Origin of the sequence: Amycolatopsis sp. NBC_00348, from assembly GCF_036114655.1 — a bacterium.
GTDB lineage: Bacteria > Actinomycetota > Actinomycetes > Mycobacteriales > Pseudonocardiaceae > Amycolatopsis.
This window is the reverse complement of sequence record NZ_CP107994.1, coordinates 5,189,599-5,210,527: the sequence shown is the minus strand read 5'-3', so window position 1 is coordinate 5,210,527 and position 20,929 is coordinate 5,189,599. Positions and strand designations below refer to the sequence as shown.

Below are 20,929 nucleotides of genomic sequence, written 5' to 3'. Positions count from 1 at the left end.
CGTGGACACTCATCGCGGTCGCGTGCGCGAATGGCACGTCGACGACGGCTGGGGGGTCGTCGAAGCACCGGGCTTCGACGACCCCGTCTGGGTGCACTACTCGATGGTCGACCCCGGCAGCCGCGGCGTCGGGCCGGGTGGGTTCCGGCAGCTGACCGTGGGCGCCGAGGTCGAGTTCACCGTCGAGCGCGCCGAGCAGGACGGGTTCCACTGGCGCGCCGTGTGGATCACGGAATGAGCAGCAGCTTGCCCGTCGTCCGGCGGCCCTGAAGGTCCTCGTGGGCGCGGCGTGCGTCGGCGAGCGGGTACGTGCCGCCGATGCGGATGTCCAGGTCGCCCGCCAGGACGGCGTCGAACAGCTCCTTCGCGCGCCAGTCCAGCTCTTCGCGCGTGCGGGCGTAGTGGACCGACGTGGGGCGGGTCAGGTAGAGCGAGCCGCCCGCGTTGAGGCGCTGCGGGTCGAACGCCGGCACCGGGCCGCTCGCCGCGCCGAACAGCGCCAGCAGCCCGCGGACCTTCAGGCTCGCCAGGCTCGCGTCGAAGGTGTCCTTGCCGACGCCGTCGTACACGACGTCGACGCCTTCGCCGTCGGTCAGCTCGCGGACCCGCTTCGCGAAGTCCTCGCGGTCGTAGCGGATCACCTCGTCGGCGCCCGCGCCGCGTGCCAGCTCGGCCTTCTCGTCGGTCGACACCGTGCCGAAGACCCGGGCGCCGCGCGCCTTCGCCAGCTGCACCAGCAGCAGGCCGACACCACCGGCGGCCGCGTGCACCAGCACGTCGTGGCCCGGCTTGACCTCGAACGTCGACGCGACCAGGTAGTGCGCCGTGACGCCCTGCAGCATGGTCGCCGCGGCCGTCTCGAGCGAAACGCCTTCGGGCACCTTCACCGTGATCGACGCCGGGAGGACCTTGCGCGCCGCGTAGCTGCCGAGCGAGCCCTGCCAGGCCACGCGGTCGCCGACCGCGAACCCGGCGACGTCCGGGCCGACCTCGGCGACCGTGCCCGCGCCCTCCAGGCCCGGCACGAACGGCAGCTCCATCTTGTAGACGCCCTGGCGCTGGTAGGTGTCGATGTAGTTCACCCCGGCCGCGGCGACGTCCACCAGCAGTTCACCGGCCTTCGGGGCCGCGACGTCCACTTCGGCCGGTTCGAGCACTTCCGGGCCGCCGGTCTTCGTCACCTGCACTGCGGTGGGCATGCGTCCTCCTCGGAGTCGGGCTTCTACCGGGCACAACTATGGCCGACGCCACGCTGTTCCGCGTTCCGGTCCCTGGTTGGTTATGGTTCGGGACGTGGCTGATTCGGATTCGGAAGAAGCGGTTGCGCCCACGTCGGCCCAGCTGACCGCGGCGCGCAAGTTCGTGAAGGCGCACGGCAAGCCGTCCCGCGCGGTCGTGGAGAACATCGGCCGCGCCGGCGCCCGCGTCGTGCTGGTCGGGGCCGACGGCGCGCTCGGCGACGTCGTCGTGCCGGCCGTCGCGACCGGCGAGGCGCTGGTCGAGGCCGTCGAGGGCCTCGAAGCCGCTTCGTGGGACGCGGAGACGGTGAAGGCCACCAAGATCGGTGCCGCGCACCGGCGCAAGATGGCCGGCAAGTGAGCCGCACCGCGATCCTCGTCGGCTGCGCGGACCTGCCCGAGGGCGACGGCGACGAGCACGCCGTCCCGGCGGCGCTGACCGAGCTGGGCTTCGCCGTCTCCTGGGCGGCCTGGGACGACTCCCGCGTCGACTTCGCCGCCGCTGACGCCGTGATCCTGCGTGCCACCTGGGACTACGCGCCCCGCCGCGCCGAGTTCCTCGACTGGTGCGAGTCCGTGCCGGCGCTGTACAACCCGGCGGCCGTGGCGCGCTGGAACACCGACAAGTCGTACCTGGCCGAGCTGCTGGACGCGGGCGTGGCGGTCGTCCCGACCACCCTGGTCGAGACGGGTGAGCCGGCGAAGTTCCCCAAGTCGGCGTACGTCGTCAAGCCGTCGGTCGGCGCGGGTTCCCGCGGCGCGGCCCGCTTCGACGCCGGAGCGGACGCCTCTGCGCACGTGGCTTCCTTGCACGCTGACGGGCACACGGCCCTGATCCAGCCGTACCAGTCCAGTGTGGACACCGAGGGCGAGCTGGCCCTGGTCTACTTCGGCGGCATCTACTCCCACGCCTTCGCCAAGGGCGCGATGCTCGGGTCCACAATGGACGCCTCGGGCCTGTACCTGACGGAGCAGCTGGCGAAGGCCGAGCCACCCGCCGACGCGATCGCCCTGGCGGAAGACGTCCTGGACGCGGCTTCGGCGCTGCTGGGCATCCTCCGCGCGGAGCTGCTGTACGCGAGAGTGGACCTGGTCCGCGGCGCGGACGGCAAGCCGTTGCTGCTGGAGCTGGAGCTGACGGAGCCCTCGCTGGGCTTCCGCCAGACGGACCCGGCCGCGGCGATGCGGTTCGCCTCGGCGGTGCGGCAGCAGCTGGCCTAGCCGGCGGCAGCCTCGATGATCGCGGTCAGCTCCGCCGGGTGCGACAGGAACGGCGAGTGCGACGACGGCAGCCGTTCGACGTGCCCGGCGCGCTGGGCCATCGCTTCCTGGGCGAACACCGGGATGGCGTTGTCGTTCTCGCACACGACGTAGGTGCTGGGCACGTCCTTCCACACGGCCGCGGTGAGCCGGTCACTCGCGACGGCGTAGCTCTGCGGGCGCAGCCGCGCGATCGCGGCCGCCGCCGTGTCCGGGTCGACGTCGCCGAAGAAGATCTCGTGCGGGGTCAGCGGGGAGAACAGATCGCCGTCGACCTTCCACCACGACGGCGGCTGCCCACCGGCGGTGCCGAGGAGCGACTCGCCCGCGTCGAGCTGGAAAGCCGTGACGTAGACGAGGTGCGCGAGGTTCGGCGCCCCGGCCGCGCCCTCGCTGACCGCCGCCCCACCGTAGGAGTGGGCAACCACGACCGCTGGGCCGTCGATCGCGTCGAGGGCTTGGCGAACCGCGCGGGCGTCGTCGTGCAGCCCGGGCCGGTCATCGCCCGGTGCGACGCTGGGCAGGTCGACGGTCGCCACCGGCCACCCACGGTCGGCCAGCCGCGTCCGGACGGGTTCCCAGCACCAGGAGCCGTGCCAGGCCCCGTGAACGAGCAGCAAGGTCGGACGCGTCATCGGGTCTCCACGGGGCTTCGCGCGGTTCAGGCGCGCCCAGCTCAGGCGAAACGCGGCGGATCTGCCAGCCACGTTTCCACTGGGCGGAAGCCTGGCCGCGTGATGATCATCGGAATGCCCGGTACGCGACCGTCAGCGCGAGGACGACGACCGCGCCGATCGTGGTGACGGCGATGGATCCGGTGATCACGTAAAGGCCGCCTATTCCGGTCAGGCCGGCTTTGATCACTTCCCGCAGCCCCCGGGAACCTCCTCTGCGAGTCGAAGGTCGCCCCTCGATTTCTTTGCCCACTGCACTACCCCTCTCTATGGTGTACTAGTACGCCATAGTGTCGAGTGTGCCTCTCGAAGTCTGGGACCAGGAATGATCTTTGATGGTGCGAAGGTGTTTCTGTCGGTCGGACCGGCGCTTTTCTTTTCCTGCCGCTGTCCGGTTCTTCCGCCGCTTGTCGATCTTTGTCCGGAATCGCCGGCGGAGGGCGCGCGGTGACGGCGCAGCCGGACTGTGAACGCCTGGGGAAATCTCCCGAGAAGGCGGCACTGGGATTGCTGGCCAGACGGCAGGACGGGGATCTGCTCGGAACTCTCCGGCGCGCGATCGAATCCTCGGCGAGCGGTTCCCCCACCGCGCTGGCGTGTCTTGTCGACCCGACCGCTTCACTGCCGGCCGCCACGCCCGAGGTGCGCGCACTGGCGATCTGGGGGCTCGTCGTCGACCGGATCGGCAAGCTGGGCTCGGTGCTGGAACCGCGTGAGCACTTCACCCTGCTCGCCGCGTTCCGGCTCCCGCCGGTGCCGGACGGCGGCGCGCGCTGGGCACCGACTCTCCAGGACCGGTTCCGTCAGCTGGCCAAGGTGCGCGGCCTGTTCGGCAGCCGGGAACCTCTGTCGGACACGCCGATGAACCGGGCGTGGGGGAGCGCGCTCGGGACGCTCTGCGACGCCGTGGCGTGAGCCCTCGCGCGTCTCGAGGGGGAAGCTTGGCTGCCCTACGTGGAGATCGGGCGCTCGGCCGCGGAAGGAACCATGCCCGGAACCCGGACTGCGGAAGGGTTCCGCGCGCCGTCCGAGGGTGCGCAGCCGGTCTTCGTGGAACGGATGGTCGTCACCGTTGTCATGGATCGCCGGACAGCGTTGCGCCGCTTCACCAAACGGGTCATCGTGGCTCGCGCGGACGGCCTCGACGGTTACGACGTGCACGCGGTGACCGGCTGGTCCGGGAACCTCGGCGATCTCCCCGTCAAGGCCCTGTGGAACTGCCGCCTCGTCGCGCTGCCGGGGGAGTACCCGGGCGATCCCGTGGTACCCAGGCTGCGGTTCCGGCGGAGGCTGCGGCTGAATGAGTCCTACGGTTTCGCTTCCGAAGCGGTCGACGAGCGCTCCTATGAAGAGCGGCAGTGGATCGCCGTCGCCATCGACCACCACGGTGTGGCGCCGGGGAAGCTCGAGAACGGCGAACCGGTCGCCGGGCTGACGATCCGGGTGAACTTCGACGAAGAATGCCTGCCGGAAGCTTGCTGGTGGTACGCGGAGCAGCTGGAAGTCGAAAGGCTGCGTCCGCCGCCGACGGGGGATCCGCGTCTGCTCGACGTCGGGGACGGGTTCGTGCAGCACACCTTCGAGGGGCATTGCCACCCGCGAGAGGAGTACGGCATCGCCTTCAGATGGCCCCGAACCTGAATGGAGTGAAGCCGCAGCTGCCCGATGCGGCTTCCCCTCCCTGGAGACATGGCGTGGATCAGTTGCCGGTGTTGCCGCCGCCTTCTCCGCCGCCACCGCCACGCTTGTGGTGGTGTCGGTGTTCCACGAGTCTGTCTCCTTCATGAATCTCTCGCACAGAGAATCACTCTCTGCGAGAGCAGGTTACCGTGCGGTCAGACGCGCTTCGCGGCCAGCCGGTCCACCCGCGGCCATCGGACGTCGGTCGCCCAGCCGAGTTTCTCGAAGCCCCAGATCACCCGGGCCGAGACGTCCACCTGGCCCCGCAGCACGCCGTGCCGCGCGCACGTCGGGTCGGCGTGGTGGGAGTTGTGCCAGGACTCGCCCATCGACAGGATCGCCAGCGGCCAGAAGTTCGCGGCCTTGTCGCGGCTGGCGAACGGGCGCTCGCCGATCAGGTGGCAGATCGAGTTCACCGACCACGAGACGTGGTGCAGGAACGCGATGCGGACCAGGCCGGCCCAGAAGAACGCCGTCACCGCGCCCCACCACGACCAGGTCAGCAGGCCGCCGAGGGCCGCGGGGAGGGCGAGGCTGAGGGTGATCCACAGCCAGAAGAAGCGGTTGACGACACGCAGGTCCGCGTCCGCCACCAGGTCCGGGGCGAAGCGGTCGGCGTTGGTCACCTCGCGGCCGAACATCCAGCCCATGTGCGCGTGCCAGAACCCGCGCAGCAGCGCCGACGGCGACGTGCCGAACAGCCACGGCGAGTGCGGGTCGCCCTCGCGGTCGGCGAAGGCGTGGTGCCGGCGGTGGCTCGCGACCCAGAAGATCACCGAACCCTGCACCGCCATGCTGCCCGCGACGGCCAGCACGATCCGCAGCGGCCGGCTCGCCTTGAACGCGCCGTGCGTGAAGTAGCGGTGGAAGCCGACGGTCACGCCCAGCGTCGCGAAGACGTAGAACACCGCGGCGAGGATCAGGTCGATCCAGGTCATGCCCCAGCCCCACACCAGCGGCACGGCCACGAGCAGCGCCGCGAACGGCACCAGCAGGAAAGTCTTGAGCACGATCATCTCGCCGGTGCCGCGGCTGTGGGAGATGAGTGGCTTGGGCGCGGAGCGCGTCGTCATGGCGCGAACCGTAGCCTGCCCGAGTTACAGCGGCGTGGCCGACTGTTGCTCAGGCGGTGGCGAGTTCCGGTTCGCTCGGCGCGGCCGTCAGGGAGACGACCGGGCCGCGGTCGCGGCTGCCGGTCCACAGGGACGCCGTCGCGACGATGACGGTCATCGCGCCGAGCACGTGGAACGACACCATCGCCTCCGGCACGCCCAGCGCGTACTGCAGCGACCCGAGCCCGCCCTGCGCGAGCGCGACCACCCAGACCCAGGTGTAGCGCTGCCACAGGCCCTTCGGCGCGCCGGCGCGCAGCAGCTGCAGGCCGAACACCGCGAGCAGCAGCAGGTAGGCGATGAGCAGCCCGCCGTGGATCTGGGCGAGCGTCTCGACCGAGACGGCGAGGCGGTGGGTGTTGATGTCGCCGCTGTGCGGGCCGGCGCCGGTGACCGTGGTGCCGGCCGCGAGCACGAGCCACATCACGACGGCGAGCACGACCAGCAGCTTGCGGCCCGACGCCGGGACCAGCGACCGCGCGGGCTCGTCGCCCTCGCGGAACGCGCGCAGCAGCAGGACGGCCAGCCAGACCAGGGGAGTGGTGGCGAGGAAGTGGATCGCGACGGTCCACCACTCGAGCTTCGCCAGCACGGTCATGCCGCCGACGACGGCCTGCAGCACGACGCCGCCGGGCATCGTCCAGGCCAGCTTCACCAGGCGCTTGCGTGACGGGTGGTCGATCTGGACGCGCCACGCGGTGAGGACGGCGATCGCGGCGACGGCGATGACGACGCCGGTCAGCATCCGGTTGCCGAACTCGATCCACTGGTTGAGCGCGTCGATGCCCGAGTCGTGCTTCGGCACGAGACTGCCGGCGACGCACTGCGGCCAGGTCGGGCAGCCGAGCCCGGACCCGGTGACGCGCACGATCGAGCCGGTGACGCCGATCAGCGCCTGCGCCAGGACTGCGGCGATCCCGACGGCCCGCTGGATCGCGGCGGAGGGATACGGCAGGCGGGCGACAAGGCTGGTGAACGGCACGGCATCGATGGTAGAGCGCGCGGAAATCCGGCTTTCGGCAGGTCCCGGCGCCCAGAACGCGGCGGCGACCACAAGGGACCAAGGTCACGCCGTCAGCAGGACCCGGCTCTGTGACACCAGGGGTCGTGAGTGTTTAGGAGGGTTCTAACCCTTCTAAACACTCACGAGAACTTGCGCCGAGCGTCAGGTGAGCTTCGTCGTGCGGGTCGCCAGTGCGCCCGCGAGGACCGCCCAGACCACCAGGACCGCCATCGGCCCGAGCGCGAACGACCCGTCCACCAGTGCCGCGCGCATGCCCTCGGCCAGCGCTCCCGACGGCAGCAGCTCGACGACCACCGCCATCCCGGACGGCAGCGCGGACGGCGCCAGCAGGATGCCGCCCGCCAGCAGCAGCACGAACCAGACGATGTTCGCCAGCGCCAGCACGGCTTCCGCGCGTAACGCGCCGCCCAGGAGCACGCCCAGGGCGCCGAACGCCAGCGTCCCCAGCACCAGCAGCAGGACCGCCGAAGCGAGCCCGGAAACCGAAGGCGACCAGCCCAGGAACGCCGCCACCACGCCGATCACCACGGCCTGGAGAAGCACCACCACCAGCGCGGCGATGAGCCGCCCCGCGACCAGCAGCCAGCGCGGCAACGCCGTCGCCGAGAGCCGCTTCAGGACGCCGTAACGCCGGTCGAAGCCCAGCGCGATCGCCTGCCCGGTGAACGCCGACGACATCACCGCCAGCGCCAGGATCCGCGGGGTGATCCAGTCCACTTTGGACGTCGAGCCGAGCTGGGACGCGGGCAGGATGTCCAGCAGCGACAGGCCGATCAGCAGGGCCAGCGGGATGAGCAGGGTCAGCAGCACCTGCTCGCCGTGGCGCAGGGTCAGGCTCGCCTCGACGCGCGCGTGCGTCCGCAGCATCCGCGTCAACGACCCGCGCCCGGGCGCGGGGGTGAAGGTGCCGGCCTCGAAGTTCACGCCCGCAGCTCCCGTCCGGTCAGCTCCAGGAAGACCTCTTCCAGCGTGCGCCGGCCGACCTGCAGCTCCTCCGGCAGCACGCCCTGCTGGGCGCACCACGCGGTGACCGTGGACACGACCTGCGGGTCGACCGAGCCGACCACGACGTAGGTGCCCGGCGCCGACTCGCGCACGTCGTAGCCCTCCGGCAGCGCGGCGGTCAGCAGCTTGGTGTCGAGCCGGGTGCGGGCCTTGAACCGCAGGCCCGCGGTGCCGCTCTCGTCGATCGTCAGGGTGTGCGGCGCGCCGGAGACGACGACCTTGCCGTGGTCCATGATCACCACGGTGTCGGCCAGCGCTTCGGCCTCTTCCATCAGGTGGGTCGTCAGCAGCACCGAGACGCCGTCGGCGCGCAGCGCGGCCAGCAGGTCCCAGACCAGGCGCCGGGCCTGCGGGTCCATGCCCGCGGTCGGCTCGTCGAGGAACAGCAGCTCGGGCCGCCCGACCAGCGCGCAGGCCAGCGAAAGCCGCTGCTGCTGGCCGCCGGAGAGGCGCTTGAACGGCGTCCGGCGCACCGAAGCCAGGCCGAGGATGTCCAGCAGCCAGGCGGGATCCAGCGGCGACGCGGCGCACGAGGCCACGAGCTTGAGCATCTCGTCGGCGCGCACGCCCGGGTAGGCGCCGCCGCCCTGGGGCATGATCCCGAGCCGGGGGCGCAGGGCGGCGGACTCGCGGTGCGGGTCGAGGCCGAGCACGCGCACCGAACCGGCGTCAGGCCGCAGGAAGCCTTCGCAGATTTCGACGGTGGTGGTCTTGCCGGCCCCGTTCGGGCCGAGCAGGGCGAGCAGGCCGCCGCGCTCCATGTGCAGGTCGAGACCGTCGACCGCGCAGGTGGAGCCGTAGCTTTTCACCAGCCCGGTGATCTCGACGGCGGGGGCACTCACATCGCGTCACGATACGGCGTCGGCCTGCGCGGGCAGCCGCGGGGACGGCCTGGAGAGCAGGACGGGCGCGAGACGCCGCACGACGAGCATGCCCGCGCCGCACACGACGATCGCCGCGACGTAGGCGAACGGCAGCACGTACGGGCGGCCGTCGAAGGTGCTGCCGGTGGGCGGGAGCAGGAACGGCAGGGCGGCGGACAGCACCGTCGCGGCCACCCGGAACCGGGACGTCCCGGCGGCCGCGGCGAGCGGGATCACCGCCCACAGCACGTACCAGGGCTGCAGGTTGATCTGCAGGATCATCACCGCGCCCAGCGAGACGCCGAGGCCGATGATCGGCCGGTAGCGCCACTTGAAGCTGTCCCAGAGGAACTTGAAGGTGATGGCGACGGCGACGAGGTAGCCGAGCGCGCCGAGGATCGGCACCAGCGCGTTGGTGTGGTTGCCCAGCCCGAGCGCGATGCCGAGCACGCCGGAGAGGTTCGCCAGCTCCGCGGTCGGGGATATCCAGGCGCGCACGAGGCCGGGCGTGTTGAACGTCGCACCCAGCCAGCCGAAGCCGAGCCCGGAGCCGAAGCAGACCACGACCAGCACGACGCCGAACCACGCCGCCATCGGCGCCCCGGCCAGGAACAGGTCCTTGAGCCGGCCGTGCCAGCGCCGCGCGACCATCACCGCGAAGAACGGCAACGCGAACACCGCGGGCAGCTTCACCGCGACGCCGAGCGTGATGAGCGCGACGCCGAGCCCGATGTAGAGCAGCTCGCCGCGCGCCAGTGGCGGGGGCGTGTCGCCCTTGACCCGGATCGGCAGCCGCCGGATGCCCACCTCCAGCCCGGCGAGCATCAGGCCGATGGCCAGCGCGTCGTTGTGGGCGCCCGCGACGAAGTGGAAGATCAGCAGCGGGTTGAGCGCGCCCAGCCACAACGCGGTCGCGGGCTGGACGCCGAAGCGGCGGGCCAGCCGCGGCAGCGCCCAGACGATGAGGACCACCCCGGCCAGTGCGAGCACGCGCTGCAGGAGCACGCCCATCGCGATGCTCTGGCCGGAGATCGGCGCGAGCCAGCCGCCGAGGCGCAGCACCAGCGGGCCGTACGGCGCCGGCGTCTCGCGCCACATGTTCGACACGCCCGCGGTGAACGGGTCGGCGACGCCGAGGGCCTGCGCCGGGCCGAGGGTGTACGGGTCCATCCCGCGGTGCACGATCTCGCTCTGCGCGAGGTAGCTGTAGACGTCGCGGGAGAACAGCGGCGGGATCACCAGCAGCGGCAGCACCCACAGCGCGATCGTGCGGGCGAGCTGGCCCTGCGACGCGAGCCGCGCGCGGTCCGGGCGGGCGAACTTCCCGAGCATCAGCCAGCTGAGCACCAGGATGCCCATGCCGGAGATGGCGATGGCCAGCGACACGGTGGGGATGCGGGTGAACAGCCGCAGCACCGGGATCTCCTGCACCGGGTTGATCACCGGCGCGGCGCCGGCGCCGAGGGAGCCCAGCGCGAGGAAGAGGGACCCGACCGTGCCGAACCGCCGGACGACGTTCAGCGCGCGCCGCTCGTCACCCTCCAGGGGGAGCGGCACCCGGGGCTCGACGGGCGACAGCGTCACCGGATGCGCACTCCCGGTGACGACGTCCGCCACTTGCCGGTCCTGCCGTGCAGGATGTTCACCCAGTTCGCCCACAGCCACGGGAGCCAGGGTATCGCCGCCGGTGCGGCGTGAGTCGGGTCACTGCCGAAGACCCCGCCTTTGCCGTCCGCCGGGAAATAAGACACACTTGTGTTGTGAAAAAGACGGCGGCAGCGGACCAGGTGGGTGGCGACACGCCCCGCACCGCGGTCAACGTCGTCCCGTCGCAGGTCAGCGCCGAGGGCAAGACCCGCAGTGAGGTCGCCCGGCTGCTCCTGGAACAGGGTCCCATGACCGCCGTGGTCGTCGCCGAGCAGCTCGGGATCAGCCCGGCGGCCGTCCGCCGGCACCTGGACGCGCTTCTCGCGGATGGCGAAGCCGAGACCCGGGACGCGCCGCGGCGTGGCCCCCGGGGTCGCGGTCGTCCGGCCAAGCTCTTCCTGCTGACCGAGGCCGGCCGCGCCCGCTTCGGGCACGCCTACGACGACCTGGCCGTCTCGGCCATCCGCTTCCTCGCCGAGCACGCGGGTGAGGACGCCGTGCGCGCCTTCGCCGAGCGTCGCGTGGCGTCGCTGGTCGAGCCGCACCGCCTGGCGATCACCGGATCGAGTGATCCGGCGGCGCGCGCGGAGGCCTTGGCGACCGCGCTGACCAGGGAGGGCTACGCTGCGTCGACCCGTCAGGTCGGCACACTGAGTTCTTCGCAAGAAGGGCCTGGCCTCCGACAGAACGTCGGCGCGCAGCTTTGCCAGCACCATTGTCCGGTCGCCCACGTCGCCGCGGAGTTCCCGCAGCTGTGCGAGGCCGAAACCGAGGCGTTCGCGAAGCTGCTGGGCACCCACGTCCAGCGGCTGGCGACCATCGCACGCGGTGATTCCGTGTGCACCACCCACGTACCCGCTTCGGCGGGTCAGCCGGCCCATCCCGAGCCGGTCAGCACGGTGCCCTCTGGGCGCACAGCACGGATCCCGAATGGAGGGAAACCCGCATGACTGCCGCTGCCGAGCAGCGCACTCCCACCACCGCGCCCTTGAGCCAGGAAGAGACCATCGAGTCCCTGGGCAAGTACGCGTTCGGCTGGGCCGACTCCGACGAGGCGGGCGCCAGCGCCCGTCGCGGGCTGAACGAGGATGTCGTCACCGACATCTCCGGGAAGAAGTCCGAACCGGAGTGGATGCGCGAAGCACGACTCAAGGCGCTCAAGCTCTTCGAGAAGAAGCCGATGCCCAACTGGGGCGCGGACCTCTCCGGGATCGACTTCGAGAACATCAAGTACTTCGTGCGCTCCAGCGAGAAGCAGGCCACGAGCTGGGAAGAGCTGCCCGAGGACATCAAGAACACGTACGACAGGCTGGGCATCCCCGAGGCGGAGAAGCAGCGCCTCGTCGCCGGTGTCGCGGCCCAGTACGAGTCCGAGGTCGTCTACCACTCGATCCGCGAGGACCTCGAGAAGCAGGGTGTCCTCTTCCTGGACACGGACACCGCGCTCAAGACGCACCCGGAGCTGTTCGAGGAGTACTTCGGCTCGGTCATCCCGGCCGGCGACAACAAGTTCTCCGCGCTGAACACGGCGGTGTGGTCCGGCGGTTCGTTCATCTACGTGCCCAAGGGCGTCAAGGTGGACATCCCGCTGCAGGCCTACTTCCGGATCAACACCGAGAACATGGGCCAGTTCGAGCGCACCCTGATCATCGTCGACGAAGACGCCTACGTGCACTACGTCGAGGGCTGCACGGCGCCGATCTACCAGTCCGACTCGCTGCACTCGGCGGTCGTGGAGATCATCGTCAAGAAGGGCGCCCGCTGCCGCTACACGACCATCCAGAACTGGTCGAACAACGTCTACAACCTGGTCACCAAGCGCGCCAAGTGCGAAGAGGGCGCGACCATGGAATGGATCGACGGCAACATCGGTTCCAAGGTGACCATGAAGTACCCGTCGGTCTTCCTCATGGGCGAGCACGCCAAGGGCGAGGTCCTCTCGGTCGCGTTCGCGGGCGAGGGCCAGCACCAGGACGCGGGCGCCAAGATGGAGCACCTCGCGCCGTACACCTCCTCGACGATCGTGTCGAAGTCGGTGGCGCGCGGCGGCGGCCGCACCTCGTACCGCGGCCTGGTCCGCGTGGCGAAGCGGGCGCACCACTCGCGCTCCAGCGTCGTCTGCGACGCCCTGCTGGTCGACACCATCTCGCGCTCGGACACCTACCCGTACGTGGACATCCGCAACGACGAGGTGTCCATGGGCCACGAGGCCACGGTGTCCAAGGTCAGCGAAGAGCAGCTGTTCTACCTGATGTCGCGCGGCCTCGACGAGGCCGAGGCGATGGCGATGATCGTGCGCGGGTTCGTCGAGCCCATCGCGCGTGAGCTGCCGATGGAGTACGCGCTCGAGCTGAACCGCCTGATCGAGCTCCAGATGGAAGGGTCAGTCGGCTAGTCATGTCGGTTACCGAGAACAACGTTTCCGAAGCTCTCCGCGAGGGGGCCGTCATTCCGGCGGCCTCCCGCGCGGAGCGTTTCACCTCCTACGACGTCGAGGCCTTCGAGGTCCCGGGCGGCCGTGAGGAGAACTGGCGCTTCACGCCGATGAAGCGGCTGCGCGGCCTGCACGACGGCAGCGCGCCCGCCACCGGCGAGATCACCCTCGACCTCGACGCCGCCCCCGAGCTGACCATCGAGACCGTCGGCCGCGACGACGCGCGCCTCGGCCAGGCCGGCGTGCCGAGCGACCGCATCGCCGCGCAGGCCTACTCCTCGTTCACCAAGGCCACCGTCGTGACGGTGCCCAAGGAGACGAAGGCGTCCAAGCCGTCCGTGCTGCGCATCCACGGCCCGGGCGAGGGCAAGGTCGCCTACGGGCACCTGCAGGTCCGCGCCGAGGCGTTCGCCGAAGCCGTCGTCGTGCTCGACCACGTCGGCTCCGGCACCTACGCCGACAACGTCGAGTTCGTCATCGGCGACGGCGCCAAGGTCACCGTGGTCAGCGTCCAGGACTGGGCCGACGACGCGGTGCACGTCTCCGAGCAGCACCTGAAGCTGGGCCGCGACGCCGCGCTGCGGCACACCGTGATCACCCTGGGCGGTGACCTGGTCCGCGTCTCGCCGACGGCGACCTTCGCCGACAAGGGCGGCGACGTCGACATGCTCGGCGTCTACTTCGCCGACGGCGGCCAGCACCAGGAGCACCGCCTCTTCGTCGACCACGCGGTGCCCAACTGCAAGTCGCGCGTGGGCTACAAGGGCGCGCTGCAGGGCGAGGGCGCGCACACGGTGTGGATCGGCGACGTGCTGATCCGGGCCGCGGCCGAGGCCACCGACACCTACGAGTTCAACCGCAACCTGGTGCTCACGCCCGGTGCGCGCGCGGACTCCGTGCCGAACCTGGAGATCGAGACCGGCGAGATCGAAGGCGCCGGCCACGCGAGCGCGACGGGAAGGTTCGACGACGAGCAGTTGTTCTACCTGCAGTCGCGCGGGATCGCCGAAGAAGCCGCCCGCCGGCTGGTCGTGCGCGGGTTCTTCCACGAGATCCTGGTGAAGATCGACGTCCCCGAGGTGCGCGAGCGCCTCGAAGCCGCGATCGAGGCCGAGCTCGAAGCCGTTGGCGCCTGACGCCGTCCACCGCAGACTTTTAGGAAACGAAGAATGGCTACCCTGGAAATCAAGGACCTGCACGCCTCGGTCAACACCGACGAAGGCGCCAAGGAGATCCTCAAGGGTGTGAACCTGACGATCAAGTCGGGTGAGACCCACGCGATCATGGGCCCCAACGGCTCCGGCAAGTCCACGCTGTCCTACGCGATCGCCGGTCACCCGAAGTACCAGGTGACCTCCGGCGAGGTGCTGCTCGACGGCGAGAACGTCCTCGAGATGAGCGTCGACGAGCGCGCCCGCGCGGGCCTGTTCCTGGCGATGCAGTACCCGGTCGAGGTCCCCGGCGTCTCGATGTCCAACTTCCTCCGCACCGCGGCCACCGCGGTCCGCGGCGAGGCTCCCAAGCTTCGCCTGTGGGTCAAGGAGGTCAAGGAGGAGATGGGCAAGCTCGAGATCTCGCAGGAGTTCGCCGAGCGCTCGGTCAACGAGGGCTTCTCCGGCGGCGAGAAGAAGCGCCACGAGATCCTGCAGCTGGCGCTGCTCAAGCCGAAGTTCGCCATCCTCGACGAGACCGACTCCGGTCTCGACGTCGACGCCCTGCGCGTCGTGTCCGAGGGCGTGAACACCTACAAGGCCAACAGCGAGGTCGGCGTCATGCTGATCACGCACTACACCCGGATCCTGCGGCACATCGCGCCGGACTTCGTGCACGTCTTCGCCGGCGGCAAGATCGTCGAGTCGGGCGGCAAGGAGCTGGCCGACGAGCTGGAGGAGCACGGCTACGTCAAGTACGCCGGCAAGCCCGAGCCGGCCGCGCTCTGACGTTCTCCACCACAGGACTACACCGAGAGAAAGAGAGGAGCCGGCCCGATGACCACCACCTCGGCTAGCTCTGTTCCTTTGGACGTCGCCGCCCTGCGCGCCGACTTCCCGATCCTGTCGCGCACCGTTCGCGACGGGAAACCCTTGGTGTACCTGGACTCCGGGGCGACGTCGCAACGCCCGACGCCGGTGTTCGACGCCGAACGCGACTACATCTTCACGTCGAACTCCGCCGTCCACCGCGGTGCGCACCAGCTGTCCGAAGAGGCCACCGACGCCTACGAGTCCGCGCGCGCCAAGGTCGCGGAGTTCGTCGGCGCCGACCCCGAGGAACTGGTGTTCACCAAGAACGCGACCGAGGGCATCAACCTCGTCGCGTACTCGATGAGCAACGCCGCCACGGCCGGTCCGGAAGCCTCGCGCTTCCGGGTCGGCCCGGGCGACGAAATCGTCATCACCGAGATGGAGCACCACGCGAACCTCGTGCCCTGGCAGCAGTTGTGCCAGCGCACCGGGGCCACGCTGAAGTGGTTCAAGGTGACCGCGGACGGCAGGCTCAACCTGTCCGATGTGGACGAACTGATCACGCCTCGCACGAAGGTGGTCGCGTTCGCGCACCAGTCGAACGTGCTCGGCACGGTCAACCCCGTCTCGCTGCTCGTCGAGAAGGCCAAGGCCGTCGGCGCGCTCACGGTGCTCGACGCCTGCCAGTCGGTGCCGCACTTCGGGGTGGACTTCCACGCGCTGGGCGTCGACTTCGCGGTGTTCTCCGGCCACAAGATGCTCGGCCCGTCAGGCATCGGTGTCCTTTACGGACGCACCGAGCTGCTCTCGGCGATGCCGCCGTTCCTCACCGGCGGATCGATGATCGAGATGGTCCGCATGGAGGGCTCCACCTTCGCGCCGCCGCCGCAGCGGTTCGAGGCGGGCGTGCCGATGACGTCGCAGGCGATCGGCCTCGGCGCGGCCGTCGACTACCTCTCGGCCATCGGCATGGACCGGATCGCGGCGCACGAGCACGAGCTCGCCGCGGCCGCCCTCGAAGGCATCGGCGCCATCCCGGGCGTCCGGATCGTCGGGCCCACCGACCTGAAGGACCGCGGCGCGACCGTGTCGTTCGTGATCGACGGCGTGCACCCGCACGACGCCGGCCAGGTGCTCGACAGCCTCGGCATCGCCGTCCGCGTCGGCCACCACTGCGCGTGGCCGCTGCACCGCGCGTGCGGCGCGCAGGCGACCGTGCGGGCGTCGTTCTACCTGTACAACACGCTGTCCGAAGTGGACGCCCTGGTAGCGGGTGTTCGTGAGGCCCAGAAGTTCTTCGGGGTGGCCCAGTGAACCTGGAAAGCATGTACCAGGAGATCATCCTGGACCACTACAAGCGCCCGCACGGCCGCGGCCTGCGGGACCCGTTCGACGCCGAGTCGTTCCAGGTCAACCCGACCTGCGGCGACGAGGTGACGCTGCGGGTCAAGCTCGACGACGGGAAGGTCGCCGACGTCTCCTACGACGGCCAGGGCTGTTCCATCAGCCAGGCTTCGACGTCGGTCATGACGGACCTGGTCGTGGGGCACACCCTCGAGGAGGCGTTCACCACCATGGACGCCTTCGTCGAACTGATGCAGGGCAAGGGAAAGGTCGAACCGGACGAGGAAGTGCTGGAGGACGGCATCGCCTTCGCGGGCGTCGCCAAGTACCCGGCCAGGGTCAAGTGCGCCCTCCTCGGTTGGATGGCCTTCAAGGACGCCGTCGCCCGGACCACCAGTGGAGTTGAGAAAGCATGACCGAAGAGACCGCCACTCGTGAGGGGCGCACCGCCGCCGACCTCGACGCCGAGACCACCGCGACGCAGGACATCGAGCTCGCGAAGCTCGAGGACGTCGAGGAGGCCATGCGCGACGTCGTCGACCCGGAACTCGGGATCAACGTCGTCGACCTCGGCCTCGTCTACGACATCCGCGTCGAGCCGGACAACAGCGCGACGATCGACATGACGCTCACGTCGGCGGCCTGCCCGCTGACCGACGTCATCGAGGACCAGACGTCGGCCGCGCTGACGTCGGGCGGCCTCGTCAAGGACTTCCGGATCAACTGGGTCTGGATGCCGCCGTGGGGCCCGGAGAAGATCACCGAGGACGGCCGCGAGCAGCTGCGCGCCCTCGGCTTCACCGTCTGACTTCCGTCGCATCGAGCGGGTCACCCTCCGGGGTGGCCCGCTTCGTGTATAACGACCTATACTGCGCGTGCCAGATCAGCGCGTAGAAAACGAGAGCAACGGCGAACCCGGTGCAGGCGCCGGTGGCCAGCAGGTAGGTCGCGTTGCCGACGACGCCCGCGCGGGTCATCGGGTCGTGGTGGGCCAGGAACGGCAGGACGCTCGTCAGGACGCCGGCCAGCGCGCCGACGAAGAGGAGCGCCACCACCGGCCCGCGGTGGCGGGTGGCTCTCGGCGCCGGCTTGGTGGGCGCGCCGCGGTACCACTTCCGCAGCCACCAGCCGAGGATCCCGGCCCCGGCGATCGTGCTGACGAGCTGGATCAGACGTCCGACGTCGACGCCGGTGACGAGCGGGATCCGCAGGAACGGGAACCCGTCGTTCTCGTGGGTGAAGGCGTCCCAACCGACGTGCGTGGCGGCGCCGATGACCAGCGACAGTGCGATCCAGCCCGGCCGTTTCCAGCTGAAGTGGCGGGGGAGCCGTTCGGCCAGTGATTTCGGGGCCAGGGCCAGCAGAGGCCGCTTCAGCAGGACCTGGAAGAGCGCGAGGACCACCAGCGCGAGGAGCGGGTCGAGCCAGAGGACCGAGGTCAGCTCGTGGGTCTTGGTGAGGCCGACGCCGGGAAGCCGTGGCACGAACCAGAAGACGTCCGGCGCGACGGACCCGGCGACGAGCGCCGAGGACACCAGCGGCCGTCTCGCCAGCGGGAGCACGGCGGCGGGATGACTCAGCGTGAACGGCACGGGAGCTAGTATCCCGGTGTGCTCCTGCGGTCGATCCTGCTGTTCCTCGCGGCGGCCGTCTTCGAGATCGGCGGCGCCTGGCTGATCTGGCAGGGCGTCCGCGAACAACGCGGCCTGATCTGGATCGGCGGCGGCATCGTGGCGCTGGGCCTGTACGGCTTCGTGGCCACCCTCCAGCCGGACGCCCAGTTCGGCCGCATCCTCGCCGCGTACGGCGGAGTCTTCGTGGCGGGCTCGCTGGCCTGGGGAGTGGTGGCGGACGGCTACCGCCCGGACCGCTACGACGTCATCGGCGCGCTGCTGTGTCTCGCGGGCGTCGCGGTGATCATGTACGCGCCCCGGACGGGGTAACGCTGTCCACTGTGTCCCGATAGATCTTCGTGACCGAACCCGCTTTCCCGCCCGCACCACCGGCTCCGCCGAAGCGCTCCGGCGTGTCCAAGGTGCTGCTCCTGATGATCGTCGTCGCGGTGCTCGGGGTGGCCGCCGGGGTCTACGGCGTCGGCCGGATCATGGTGGGGTACGAGGCCTACAAGATCCCGGACCCGCACATGAGCCCGACCCTGGTGCCCGGTGACCAGCTCGTGGTGCGCCGGGCGACCGACACCGAGGTGCACCGCGGGGACCTCGTCGCCATCGACGCCGGCTCGTTCGCCCAACCGAGCCACGAGGGCGTCAGCGTCTTCCGCGTGGTCGGGATCGCCGGGGACACCGTCGCCTGCTGCACCGATCGGCACCTCTCGATCAACGGCAAGCCGATCACCGAGCCCTACCTCGACCCCGGCGACGACACGCTCTTCGGGTTCTCCGCCAAGGTGCCCGACGGCGCGATCTTCGTCGAGGGTGACAACCGCGGCAACTCCGACGACTCGCGGTTCAGCGGTTCCGTGCGGCTGTCCGGTGTCATCGGGTTCGTGGTCGCGACCGGCACGGTCATCACCCCGCGGCCGCTGGCGCCGGTGACCGCCTTCACCGACGCGGGCCTGCCCGGAACCCCGTACTCGGACTCGACTCTGCCCACCCTGCGCTGGTGGATCGCCGGCGGGGTCGTGCTGTTCTTCGCCGGGCTCATCGGCGTGATCGTGAGCGCTGTCCGGAGCGCCGGAAGACGACGAAGAGCAGCCGCAGCCCCACCAGTGCACTGATCACCAGCAGGTTGTAGCCGAAGGCCTGGTTCAGCGTCAGCTCCGGCAGGAGCCGTGGGCCGGTCGTGCCGGTCAGCAGGAACACCGCCATCAGACCCGTTGCCGCGCCGACGAAGGCCAGCAGGACCTCGTGGACCAGGCTCGTCACCACGTCGCGGTCGCGTTCGTCGGAGAACAGCCGGACGTTGACCGACAGCCGGCCCTCCTCCAGTGCGGCGCCGATGCGGTCGACGCGGCGGGGGATGCGGCGCAGGACCGGGAGCAGCGCCGTCAGCTCGTTGACCGCCGTGCGGCCCAGTGAGGCCGGGCGGAGTCCGGCGCCGACCTGCTCGACGGCGAACGCGCGGGACTCGGCCACGACGTCGAAGCCGGGCGACAGCGCCGACAGCGTGCCCTCGACCGTGGCCAGCGCCCGGAACACCGCGGCCACCGGGGGCGGGACGCTCAGCCGGAAGTCCGCGACCACCCGGAACAGGCCGGTGAACAGGGCGAGGTCCGGCGTGCGGCCGGGACCGAAGTGGCGGGCGAGCAGGGCGCCGAGTGCGCGTTCGAGGCGCTGCTCGTCGATGTCGCCGGTGCGGTCGACGATCTCCAGGAGCCCGTCGCGCAGCCCCGCCGGGTCGCCGCGGTCCAGGGCCAGCACCAGGTTCTGCAGGCCGCCGCGCAGCCCGGCGTCGAGGCGGCCGACCGAGCCGAAGTCGAGCAGGCCGAGGCGGCCGTCGGTCAGCAGCAGGAGGTTGCCCGGGTGCGGGTCGGCGTGGAAGACGCCGCCGATCATCATCTGGTCGAGCAGGCAGCGCAGCAGCGACTTCGCGAGCCGGTCGCGCTCGGCCGCCGGCGCCGTCTCCAGAGGCTTGCCGCTCAACCGGGACATCACCAGTACGCGCTCAGTGGACAGTGCTTTGTGGACGGTCGGGAGCGCGACGTCCGGGCCGGAAGTGGCGGCCACGGCGGCGATGTTGCGGGCCTCGATGGTGAAGTCCAGCTCTTCGGCCAGGGCCGTGGCGAAGCCGTCGGCGAGTTCGGCGACGCCCAGCGAGCGCGCCCAGTCCGCCCGCTCCTCCAGAGCGGCGGCGACGCGGCGGACGATGTCGACGTCGCGTTCGGCCTGCTCCCGCACCCCGGGGCGCTGGACCTTGACGACGACGTCCTCGCCGCTGCGCAACCGTGCTTTGTAGACCTGCGCGATCGACGCCGCCGCAAGGGGTTCCGGGTCGAACTCGGCGAAGACGTCGTCGGGCGAGCCGCCGAGCTCGGCTTCCAGCACCGCCCGGACGGCGTCGGCCGGCGCGGGGGCGACCTGGTCCTGGAGCTTGCCGAGCTCCTCGACGAAGGCCGCGGGCAGCAGGTCCGCGCGGGTCGACAGGAGCTGGCCGAGCTTCACGAACGTCACGCCGCCCTCCTCGAGCGCGCGGCGCAGCGAGCGGGCGAGCTTGGCCTGCCGTCCCGGCGCCAGGCCGGGTTCGCGGCGGCCCGCGAGGTAGCGGCCGAGGCCGTGCTTGATCGCGATCCGGCTGATCTGCGAGTACCGGCGGGCGCGCGAAACCCGGGCGTACGCGGCGCGGAGCCGGCCCAGGCCGAGGCCGCCCGGGAACGCCATCTCGGCGACGAACAGGAAGACCAGCGTCGCGAGGAAAGCGCTGCCCGCCAACGGGATCAGCAGCCCGAGGAACGCCGCGCCGTTGCCGGGCAACGACTTCGGGAACGCCTGCGCGACCCCGCCGGCGACGAGCCAGCCGAACGCCGCGCCGCACAGCGCGCGGACGGCGCCGATGCGCACGCCGAGCACCCGGCGCGACGCGGCGACCAGCGGCCACAGCACCAGGATGTACACGGGGAGGGTCAGCAGGCCCAGCAAGAAGTTCATCGGTTCCCTTTCGCCGTGGCCGAGCAGACCACGGCGGCGCCATCGGCGGGCTCACGCAGCGGCGGGACCCGGCTCCCTCC

The 20,929-nt window shown here is 70.7% G+C and carries 24 protein-coding genes; 14 read left to right on the top strand and 10 right to left on the bottom strand.

What is annotated here, in order from left to right:
- Position 1 precedes the first annotated feature (1 nt).
- Positions 2-238 (top strand): cold shock domain-containing protein, encoded by a 237-nt coding sequence (locus tag OHS58_RS22120; RefSeq protein ID WP_326947878.1) that lies wholly within the window; start codon positions 2-4, stop codon positions 236-238.
- Here the strand turns inward: OHS58_RS22120 and OHS58_RS22115 are convergent.
- A complete protein-coding gene (locus OHS58_RS22115) occupies positions 228-1,199 on the bottom strand; it encodes a quinone oxidoreductase family protein (RefSeq protein WP_328649679.1) in 972 nt (323 codons plus the stop codon). The two genes, OHS58_RS22120 and OHS58_RS22115, sit on opposite strands and share 11 nt — an antisense overlap.
- Positions 1,200-1,293: 94 nt before the next feature.
- On the opposite strand from OHS58_RS22115, the gene OHS58_RS22110 reads away from it, so the two are divergent.
- Both OHS58_RS22110 and OHS58_RS22105 read left to right on the top strand, forming a co-directional pair.
- Positions 1,294-1,599, top strand: a complete 306-nt coding sequence (locus OHS58_RS22110) for a hypothetical protein (RefSeq protein ID WP_328649678.1) — start codon at positions 1,294-1,296, stop codon at positions 1,597-1,599.
- Positions 1,596-2,459: an ATP-grasp domain-containing protein gene (locus OHS58_RS22105; protein WP_328649677.1), complete on the top strand. Its 864-nt coding sequence runs from the start codon at positions 1,596-1,598 to the stop codon at positions 2,457-2,459. The genes OHS58_RS22110 and OHS58_RS22105 overlap by 4 nt, the downstream gene beginning before the upstream one ends.
- Here OHS58_RS22105 and OHS58_RS22100 read toward each other — a convergent pair.
- Both OHS58_RS22100 and OHS58_RS22095 read right to left on the bottom strand, forming a co-directional pair.
- Entirely contained in the window at positions 2,456-3,133 is a 678-nt protein-coding gene (locus OHS58_RS22100; protein WP_328649676.1) for an alpha/beta fold hydrolase, read from the bottom strand. The genes OHS58_RS22105 and OHS58_RS22100 overlap by 4 nt on opposite strands.
- A gap of 106 nt (positions 3,134-3,239) precedes the next feature.
- Positions 3,240-3,362 carry a hypothetical protein gene (locus OHS58_RS22095; protein ID WP_328649675.1) on the bottom strand — a complete coding sequence of 41 codons (123 nt, stop codon included), beginning with the start codon at positions 3,360-3,362 and terminating at the stop codon, positions 3,240-3,242.
- Between the two features lie 257 nt (positions 3,363-3,619).
- Here OHS58_RS22095 and OHS58_RS22090 point away from each other — a divergent pair, with 257 nt between their 5' ends.
- Entirely contained in the window at positions 3,620-4,087 is a 468-nt protein-coding gene (locus OHS58_RS22090; protein WP_328649674.1) for a hypothetical protein, read from the top strand.
- 39 nt (positions 4,088-4,126) lie between these two features.
- Positions 4,127-4,813 carry a hypothetical protein gene (locus OHS58_RS22085; RefSeq protein WP_328649673.1) on the top strand — a complete coding sequence of 229 codons (687 nt, stop codon included), beginning with the start codon at positions 4,127-4,129 and terminating at the stop codon, positions 4,811-4,813.
- A 194-nt stretch (positions 4,814-5,007) separates the two neighbouring features.
- Here OHS58_RS22085 and OHS58_RS22080 read toward each other — a convergent pair whose 3' ends face one another.
- The 5 genes from OHS58_RS22080 to mptB form a co-directional block, all read right to left on the bottom strand.
- A complete protein-coding gene (locus OHS58_RS22080) occupies positions 5,008-5,925 on the bottom strand; it encodes an acyl-CoA desaturase (protein WP_326947886.1) in 918 nt (305 codons plus the stop codon).
- 49 nt (positions 5,926-5,974) lie between these two features.
- On the bottom strand, positions 5,975-6,946 hold the full coding sequence (locus OHS58_RS22075) for a COX15/CtaA family protein (RefSeq protein ID WP_326954676.1): 972 nt from the start codon (positions 6,944-6,946) through the stop codon (positions 5,975-5,977).
- Between the two features lie 183 nt (positions 6,947-7,129).
- The gene (locus tag OHS58_RS22070) at positions 7,130-7,855 is read right to left on the bottom strand and encodes an ABC transporter permease (RefSeq protein ID WP_326951483.1); all 726 of its coding nucleotides are present in this window, start codon (positions 7,853-7,855) and stop codon (positions 7,130-7,132) included.
- 53 nt (positions 7,856-7,908) lie between these two features.
- The gene (locus OHS58_RS22065; RefSeq protein ID WP_326947889.1) at positions 7,909-8,835 is read right to left on the bottom strand and encodes an ABC transporter ATP-binding protein; all 927 of its coding nucleotides are present in this window, start codon (positions 8,833-8,835) and stop codon (positions 7,909-7,911) included.
- A 6-nt stretch (positions 8,836-8,841) separates the two neighbouring features.
- Positions 8,842-10,473: a polyprenol phosphomannose-dependent alpha 1,6 mannosyltransferase MptB gene (gene mptB, locus OHS58_RS22060; RefSeq protein WP_328649672.1), complete on the bottom strand. Its 1,632-nt coding sequence runs from the start codon at positions 10,471-10,473 to the stop codon at positions 8,842-8,844.
- Positions 10,474-10,616: 143 nt separating this feature from the next.
- Between mptB and OHS58_RS22055 the strand changes: the two genes are divergently transcribed.
- The 7 genes from OHS58_RS22055 to OHS58_RS22025 are packed head-to-tail and all read left to right on the top strand — an operon-like array spanning position 10,617 to position 17,053.
- Positions 10,617-11,453, top strand: a complete 837-nt coding sequence (locus OHS58_RS22055; RefSeq protein WP_442875568.1) for a helix-turn-helix transcriptional regulator — start codon at positions 10,617-10,619, stop codon at positions 11,451-11,453.
- Positions 11,450-12,898, top strand: coding sequence for a Fe-S cluster assembly protein SufB (sufB, locus tag OHS58_RS22050; protein ID WP_284747204.1), 1,449 nt, complete (start codon positions 11,450-11,452; stop codon positions 12,896-12,898). Before OHS58_RS22055 ends, sufB begins: the two co-directional genes overlap by 4 nt.
- Before the next feature lie 2 nt (positions 12,899-12,900).
- Positions 12,901-14,073: a Fe-S cluster assembly protein SufD gene (gene sufD, locus OHS58_RS22045; protein ID WP_326954674.1), complete on the top strand. Its 1,173-nt coding sequence runs from the start codon at positions 12,901-12,903 to the stop codon at positions 14,071-14,073.
- 33 nt (positions 14,074-14,106) lie between these two features.
- On the top strand, positions 14,107-14,877 hold the full coding sequence (gene sufC / locus OHS58_RS22040; RefSeq protein ID WP_326947893.1) for a Fe-S cluster assembly ATPase SufC: 771 nt from the start codon (positions 14,107-14,109) through the stop codon (positions 14,875-14,877).
- Between the two features lie 48 nt (positions 14,878-14,925).
- Complete coding sequence (locus OHS58_RS22035; RefSeq protein WP_326947894.1) at positions 14,926-16,215, top strand: cysteine desulfurase; 1,290 nt, start codon at positions 14,926-14,928, stop codon at positions 16,213-16,215.
- Complete coding sequence (gene sufU / locus OHS58_RS22030) at positions 16,212-16,661, top strand: Fe-S cluster assembly sulfur transfer protein SufU (protein ID WP_247049215.1); 450 nt, start codon at positions 16,212-16,214, stop codon at positions 16,659-16,661. Before OHS58_RS22035 ends, sufU begins: the two co-directional genes overlap by 4 nt.
- The gene (locus tag OHS58_RS22025) at positions 16,658-17,053 is read left to right on the top strand and encodes a metal-sulfur cluster assembly factor (protein WP_247049216.1); all 396 of its coding nucleotides are present in this window, start codon (positions 16,658-16,660) and stop codon (positions 17,051-17,053) included. Before sufU ends, OHS58_RS22025 begins: the two co-directional genes overlap by 4 nt.
- Here OHS58_RS22025 and OHS58_RS22020 read toward each other — a convergent pair.
- Complete coding sequence (locus OHS58_RS22020; RefSeq protein ID WP_328649671.1) at positions 17,043-17,837, bottom strand: DUF4184 family protein; 795 nt, start codon at positions 17,835-17,837, stop codon at positions 17,043-17,045. The two genes, OHS58_RS22025 and OHS58_RS22020, sit on opposite strands and share 11 nt — an antisense overlap.
- Positions 17,838-17,855: 18 nt before the next feature.
- On the opposite strand from OHS58_RS22020, the gene OHS58_RS22015 reads away from it, so the two are divergent.
- Both OHS58_RS22015 and lepB read left to right on the top strand, forming a co-directional pair.
- The gene (locus OHS58_RS22015; protein WP_326947896.1) at positions 17,856-18,188 is read left to right on the top strand and encodes a YnfA family protein; all 333 of its coding nucleotides are present in this window, start codon (positions 17,856-17,858) and stop codon (positions 18,186-18,188) included.
- 29 nt (positions 18,189-18,217) lie between these two features.
- A complete protein-coding gene (lepB, locus tag OHS58_RS22010) occupies positions 18,218-18,982 on the top strand; it encodes a signal peptidase I (protein WP_328649670.1) in 765 nt (254 codons plus the stop codon).
- On the opposite strand, the gene OHS58_RS22005 is transcribed toward lepB, so the two are convergent.
- Positions 18,906-20,849 carry an ABC1 kinase family protein gene (locus OHS58_RS22005; protein WP_328649669.1) on the bottom strand — a complete coding sequence of 648 codons (1,944 nt, stop codon included), beginning with the start codon at positions 20,847-20,849 and terminating at the stop codon, positions 18,906-18,908. The two genes, lepB and OHS58_RS22005, sit on opposite strands and share 77 nt — an antisense overlap.
- Positions 20,850-20,929 lie beyond the last annotated feature (80 nt).